This window comes from Paenochrobactrum sp. BZR 201-1 (genome assembly GCF_044987585.2).
GTDB lineage: Bacteria > Pseudomonadota > Alphaproteobacteria > Rhizobiales > Rhizobiaceae > Paenochrobactrum > Paenochrobactrum pullorum.
Genome location: NZ_JBJDRZ020000051.1, coordinates 1 through 6,605, shown reverse-complemented (window position 1 = coordinate 6,605; position 6,605 = coordinate 1). Strand labels below are relative to the sequence as shown.

The 6,605-nt window shown below is 47.9% G+C and carries 5 protein-coding genes; 3 read left to right on the top strand and 2 right to left on the bottom strand.

What is annotated here, in order from left to right:
- Positions 1–94: 94 nt before the first annotated feature.
- Together ACI0FR_RS16425 and ACI0FR_RS16420 are read right to left on the bottom strand one after the other, a co-directional pair.
- Positions 95–1,248 (bottom strand): IS3 family transposase gene (locus tag ACI0FR_RS16425; protein WP_374834798.1). Its coding sequence is split into 2 segments (ribosomal slippage): positions 95–987 and positions 987–1,248, totalling 1,155 coding nucleotides; the frame shifts between segments, so codons are not numbered across the junction.
- Positions 1,249–1,618: 370 nt separating this feature from the next.
- Entirely contained in the window at positions 1,619–2,656 is a 1,038-nt protein-coding gene (locus tag ACI0FR_RS16420) for a helix-turn-helix domain-containing protein (RefSeq protein WP_374834780.1), read from the bottom strand.
- A gap of 285 nt (positions 2,657–2,941) precedes the next feature.
- Between ACI0FR_RS16420 and ACI0FR_RS16415 the strand changes: the two genes are divergently transcribed.
- The 3 genes from ACI0FR_RS16415 to ACI0FR_RS16405 all read left to right on the top strand — a co-directional run bounded on the left by ACI0FR_RS16415 (position 2,942) and on the right by ACI0FR_RS16405 (position 6,558).
- Positions 2,942–3,754, top strand: coding sequence for a hypothetical protein (locus ACI0FR_RS16415; RefSeq protein WP_374834778.1), 813 nt, complete (start codon positions 2,942–2,944; stop codon positions 3,752–3,754).
- Between the two features lie 63 nt (positions 3,755–3,817).
- The gene (locus tag ACI0FR_RS16410; protein ID WP_374834776.1) at positions 3,818–5,242 is read left to right on the top strand and encodes a family 1 glycosylhydrolase; all 1,425 of its coding nucleotides are present in this window, start codon (positions 3,818–3,820) and stop codon (positions 5,240–5,242) included.
- Between the two features lie 1,076 nt (positions 5,243–6,318).
- On the top strand, positions 6,319–6,558 hold the full coding sequence (locus ACI0FR_RS16405; RefSeq protein ID WP_404909823.1) for a hypothetical protein: 240 nt from the start codon (positions 6,319–6,321) through the stop codon (positions 6,556–6,558).
- Positions 6,559–6,605 lie beyond the last annotated feature (47 nt).

The following is a 6,605-nucleotide window of genomic DNA, read 5'->3' as shown; positions in this document are numbered from 1 at the left end:
ACATGCCTGCACTCGACCAGCTTGTCAGAAATATCAAAAAACATCTTGCCAAACGGAGGCCGTCCACACATGCCCCGCTTTAGTGGAGAGACTTTCACTCAGCGAATGCGTTGTTGGCCTCGAATGCTATTGGCGACTTATATCCGAGCGCTGAATGTCGCCGGATTGGATTATAGAAGCCATCAATGTATCGGCCAAGGGCTTTTTCAGCAACCGCTCGCGTTTGGAAACTCGTACGCCAGACCATCTCTGATTTGATTGTTTTAAATACGGCTTCGACCATCGCATTATCATAACAATTCCCTTTAGCGCTCATTGATGCGACGATGCCGTGACTGGCCAATCGTTCTCGATAGTCATAAGAACAATATTGGCTGCCCCTGTCCGAATGCTGGATCAGCCCGGCGGGTGGCCTGCGAAGAGCAATCGCACGATTTAAAGCCGTCAATGCCAGATCTTTTTTGAGCCTGTCACTTGTTGCCCATCCAACAATACGCCGTGAGAATAAATCCAGCACAATTGCCAGATAAAGCCAGCCCTCAGCGGTCCAGATATAGCTGATATCAACACCCCATTTCTGATCTGGGCCAGTGCATGCAAAGTCCTGATCAAGAAGGTTGGGGGCAATGAGACCACTATGGTTGCTGTCTGTTGTCTTCTTGTAGCGCCGTTTTTGTAAGGCTTTCAGCTTATTATCCCTCATAAGCCTGGCAACGCGATGACGGCCAACATTAATACCAGCCTCCTGGAGTTCCACATGCATGCGTGGAGATCCGTAGGTTTCATGCGATGCCTTAAACTGAGAGCGTATATGGGCCAATAAGATCATATCCCTATTCTGCCGGGAACTGGCTGGATGTCCTCTCCATGCAAAATAGCCACTTTCACTGACACTAAGAACTGAGCAGAGCCGACAGACGGGGAATTCCTTCTTCGCATCATCGATGAATTTAAACCTCATAGACTTCCCTCCTTGGCGAAAAAAGTTGCAGCGCGTTTTAATATCTCGCGTTCCTGCCGAAGGATCTCGTTTTCCTTACGCAGTCGCACCAATTCTTTAGTCACATCCTCGTGTGGTCCAGACAGAAGATCTGCCTCATGAAACTGCCGTTTCCAGCGCGCCAGTGTAGAGAGCCCAACACCAAGGTCTGCCGCGACCTGGCTGATTGTCCGCCCGCTAGTTGCAATCAACCGGACGGCCTCCTTCTTGAAATCATCCGTAATAACGGGGCGTTTGCTTTTACTCATAGGGTTCTCCTGTTGACTCAAATGTTAACAGAAAATCCCTCCATTTTATCCGGGCAAGTCCAAAAACAACATGCTGAAATTCGCAGGAGCGTGCAACATGATTGAAATCCGACAGGTTAAATATCTGAATAACAACCGCTCGCCATTTCGGTTTTTGCGACATAGCCGCGCCTAGCGCATCGCTAATCTCATCATTGGCAATTTGTTTCTTCTGGCAACGATTAAACCAGGATAAGAAACTTCTACGATCGACAAACTCGAAACCGACTGTCCGCGAGTACCAATGCGATGGGGAGTTCGGATGGCCACTGAAGCGTGCGTGCGATTAACCCAGATTCCGCATTTCTCAAAACGATGAGGGCTTTTGTGTTCAAAATCGGTGTGTAATTGGCATAGAGGGACTTCTTTCAATGTTCGAAATACGCTGGGTTAGATGCTCGTGCAGGGCGAGGAAGCCATTTGTTCCCGTAGCGAGAGACGGTTTCAGAGCGAGCGCTTCATTAGGTTGAATTCCGAAACGTGCCCTAAAGAAACGTGCAAATTGAGTACCTTCGGTAAACCCAACGCGCCGTACCACATCTTTGACCGAATAAGCTGGCTTCTGCCGGGATGTCAGAAGTTTAAAGGCATGATCGAGGCGCTTTTGACGAATGAGGTTAGCAATACCGCCATCTTCTTCGAATGCGCGATATAGACTTGATCTTGATACTGGAAACTGGGACAGGATAGAATGCAGGCCGAATGTGGGATCGCTAATATTATGTTCGATGAAACCCAATATACGCGAACGGAGAGGAAGTTCGACGTTCAGACTTCTTGTAGCCTTAATGCCGTTAAATGCCTCGCTGATTAGCGATAGAACAGAATTCTGCACCGCTTCGGTCTCGTCGTCGGCGATATCAGACAATGTTTCGGCAATACCTTTAATGTAATGCGAAAGCAATTTCGTTGTTCCCCTGTTCGAAGTCAATACTTGTCCGTGGAGATTTCTGTTGGGGATTATCTTTTGGATTTCGCATCGTGGTATAACAAGTGATAGACGTCGCCCCTTCTCCTTCTTACTGTCCAGCGGTTGGTCCAAGTCGAGGAAAAATATATCCCCCGGACATACAGTCATTGAAGTGCCATTGAAGTCTCCTTTGTAAGGCCCGCTCAAAACGAGTTGCACGATATAGGAATCGAGCGGATCATGCATGATATTACGCCGAGTTCTTTGGCAATACTGACTATTGAAAGACGTTGCGCCCAGTATCATTTCGCCAAATGGTTGGGAAATTACGCTACCGGCAAGACCTTGCGTAGCAACTACTGGGGAAACATCATAAATGATCTTCGAAACATCGCGCCAAAATTCATCACGATCAGCCAAATCAATCATATCAGTTGAAAGTGTAACATTGCGGTTCATTGTCTTCTCGTTCTCTAGTGCCTCTTTACGGTGTAAACAGCAGCAGTATTGGCGATTTTGTTGTGAACATCCACCATCAGTATTGTGGCAATATAACCGCGGCAGTCAATCTTTCTTGTTTCAAATAATAAAAGGCATCACTCAGATAATTCGGCGCTGGAGAATTGGGATAAATGCAATTTGAAAATGGGATAAATGCGCATTGTTTTGCATACTCAAGGGGTTAAAATCTGCCAGAGAACGAGCGATTGCAAAGAAACTATAAGAATGCACCGCGGGGGCGACTTGATAAAAAGCAGCTATGGACGGAAAAAAAGTTTATTAGTAATCGCAGCTCTTGTGTCAACGAAGTGCAGCATTGTTCACGCTCAACAGTCTGTAGACGACCTTTCCAAGGCGGCTGCCAATCCGCTTGCGCCTGTTATCAGCGTTCCGATAACTCAAGACTTTAATTTCCAAGGCGGCGACCGAAGCAATAGTTTTTCCTATTTAGCCAACATTGAGCCAGTTATCCCGTTCCAGCTTGATGATCAGTGGAATCTGATCACCCGGTTGATTGTTCCTATAGCCTACAACAATTATACACCAGACAAAAGCACCGCTGGCCTCGGCGACATCAATGCCAGTTTCTTCCTGTCTCCGGCTCAGCCTGGAGCCGGAGGTGTTTTGTGGGGAATTGGGCCAGCACTACTTGTCCCAACAGCCACCAATTCTAGCCTCGGCACAGGGCAGTGGGGAGCCGGCCCGACCGGTGTGGCTCTTGTCCAAAAAAATGGATGGACGGCCGGCGCTCTTGTCAGCCATGTCTGGTCCCTATCTTCTAAACATGATCGTGAGGGTTTCAGTGTCAGTCAAATTGAGCCGTTCTTGTCCTATGACTTCGGCGGCGGGCGCTCGCTCAACCTCACGGTTGAATCAACCTACGACTGGAAACATGAAAATTGGACGGTTCCGGTTAATCTTTCTGCGTCTAAAGTATTTAATATCGGCAACCAAGCTATGAGTTTCGAAATTGGCGGGAAATACTATGCTGAAGCACCAAGGGGTAGTCCGAAATGGGGTATCCGCACTGGAATAACATTCTTCTTTCCCGAATAGTCGAAATAATGACGCATGCAAAATTGCTGTTTGGATCATTAATCTTTTATTGTGAGTAGTATTATGACTTCATTTGCACTTTCAAGACGGACGCTTCTTAAAGGAGCGGGGGCGACGATGATGGCCAGTGCTTTACCACGAAACGTCATGGCAGCAACCGCGAACTTTCCAGATGGTTTTATCTGGGGAGTAGCGACATCCGCCGGACAGACCGAAAGCCGCGAGGGTCGGGGAAGGAGTAACTGGGACGTCTTCCTCGATAATAAAGGTAGCACCGCGGACGGAACGATCAATCAGCGTAATACCGAATTTCAGCTGCGCTATGTCGATGAGTTCAAGTTACTCCAAAACGCAGGCGTAAATACCTATCGCTTTTCGTTCTCATGGCCCCGAATCCAACCTGAAACGCCCGGCTCTCCCAATATGCGCGCCATGTCGTATTATGATCGTTTGGTAGACTCCATGCTTGAGCATGGCCTGGAGCCGATGCCCACGTTGTCTCACTGGGAAACCCCACTGTGGGCAGGAGACTTTCTGGATAGGGACATCACCAAGCGAATGGGAGATTTTGCCGATATCATGGCGAGATTGGTCGGTGATCGGGCCAAAAGATGGCTAATGTTCAATGAACCTAACGCCTTAGCGGCCTTTGGTTACGGTAATGGAGCTTTTGCACCTGGTTATCGTTCCAGAGAATATCTTGGCGCCGCCATACATCATATCAATCTTGCTCAGGGACATATGCATGCGGCCGTAAAGTCCAATCTGCCGAATGTGAAGATTTCATCTGCATTTAACATGCAGCCGGTTGAAGCACCCTCAGGCAAAGAGGAAGACGTTAAAGCGGCCCGTTTCATGGATGTGCTTTGGAACGAAGCTATGCCTGGTCCGGCTTACGGTAAAGGATATCCCGATATCATCGTCCCGATGGTCGAACCGTATATCAGGGACGGAGACCTTGAGACGATAGCGATCATGCCGGATTTCTTCGGCGCCAATTTCTATACAAGAGGTTTTGTAGCAAACGATCCGGATTCTCCGCTTGGCACCACGATGGTTGCTCCTCCTCCAGATATAGAGCTGACGTTGGAGTTCCCGTACGATCCCGATAGTTATACTAAGGTCTTGCTGGACATTCACAAGAAGTACGGTGGCCCGGAAATTCTTGCGACGGAATTTGGCTTTGCTACCAAAGAAGAGGTTCCGTTACAGGAGTTCGATGAAAAGATGCCGAAGGATCTTGTCATCAATGATCCTGACCGTGTCAGATTCATGAAGGGCTATATCACCGCTGCGCTCGAAGCTTACAAACAGGGGGTAAACCTTTCAGGTATGATGTATTGGTCGTCTACTGACAATCTGGAATGGACACTCGGCTTGGCCAATCGTTTTGGGTTAATACATATCGATCAAACGACGCAGAAACGTACGCCTAAGAAGAGCTTAGAATATTATGCAAGTTGCATCGCGCTAAACGGTCCAGCATAATTTTAATGGCGTAGCGTCTTATTGTATTGATTTAATCGTGTGAGGTTATGTTGAAGAACGGCTGTTGGTGAGTCGTATTTCGGGTTGCCCGTGCGTTGGATCAAACTATTGAAGAACGTGGAAAGCCCAGTATGATTATCAGTATCAATGGTAGTGAGTTCACAAGTGACGTGCCCCCATTAAATCAGGCCATGCAGAGCTGGAATTTTCCATTTATGATCCCTTATCGGGGAGAAGGAGAATTCGTTGAAGGCATCCAAATTTTCAGAGGCACAGATCGCGTTTGTTTTGAAGCAAGCAGAAGGTGACACGCCGATTGGAGAGGTATGAATAGCCCCGAGTTGAGTTTCCGATGAGGGTACGATGCCTCCGCGGCTAACCATGCTGCTCCTAGGCGCGTCGGCAATTGGTCAAGCGCATCTTTGCTTTGCAAAGTTAATCGATTTTACACCTTAGGAACGGGGCCGCGAAATAACCTGGACGGAAGCTGGAAATGCCCCAGTCCGTCTTGCGGAGTTTGATGGGACAGATGCCGAATTTTCGCACTACGGCGAAAAAATGGTGGCAGAGACAGGTGCTGACGGAACGATGCTGATATCTAACGAGCACGCTCATAGCGATAGTCAACGGCTATAAGCATTCCCGACTTTTGTGCCCTGCCGTGAAATCACTCGACAGGTGATAGTGCTGTAAAGCTTCAGTCCGGCCACAGAATTTTCCTGAGATCGGTCTCATTTGCGGCCACCTCTTTGAAACTCATCTTACACCGGCACTTGAAGGGAATGTCGGTATCGGGGGCTGCGAGCCCCCGTAACCAAATTGAATAAAAAACACAATCAATTCAAACCGTTGGCCGAGGTTTTTTGTTGTCCAAAAACTCAAAAACCCATCAGAATTTCGTTTTATAAGTTATATCAGTACCTTATAGAAAACAGGTTCAAATCGTGGGTAACGAACCACGCAACCATATACAATACTTAATGACCGTGATCAGGGGGCAGGGGATGAGTGTAAAAAACACGAGTCCAGCGGTATATGACGATGTTCATTTAGCGCTCAGTTTTTATAAAGTACCCATGATAGTCGAACGGCAGGTTTGCGCGCCAATTCCCGTTGTTCATCATGAACGTCATTGCTTGCACACAAAGCTCAATGGACTCGCTGCCTTCCATCTGCTTGATATCCGTTTCATCAACCGTGACATGCGTTCGCATGTTGGGGTGCTAGGTGTCATTGGCGTGGTCAATCTCCCAGTGCTGAAATGCTTCAGTCTGGATGTCGCTACGATGGACTTGATGTGGTGGACGGCCTCCTGATCCGCTTTTGTGCGATAGTGTGGTTGTTTTTAAAAGCCACCAAGGAG

What these genes read in the sequence shown, in the direction of transcription:
- ACI0FR_RS16420 (WP_374834780.1), bottom strand. Translation starts at nt 2,656, where the DNA reads ATGAACCGCAATGTTACACTTTCAACTGATATGATTGATTTGGCTGAT.
- ACI0FR_RS16410 (WP_374834776.1), top strand. Translation starts at nt 3,818, where the DNA reads ATGACTTCATTTGCACTTTCAAGACGGACGCTTCTTAAAGGAGCGGGG.
- ACI0FR_RS16405 (WP_404909823.1), top strand. Translation starts at nt 6,319, where the DNA reads ATGATAGTCGAACGGCAGGTTTGCGCGCCAATTCCCGTTGTTCATCAT.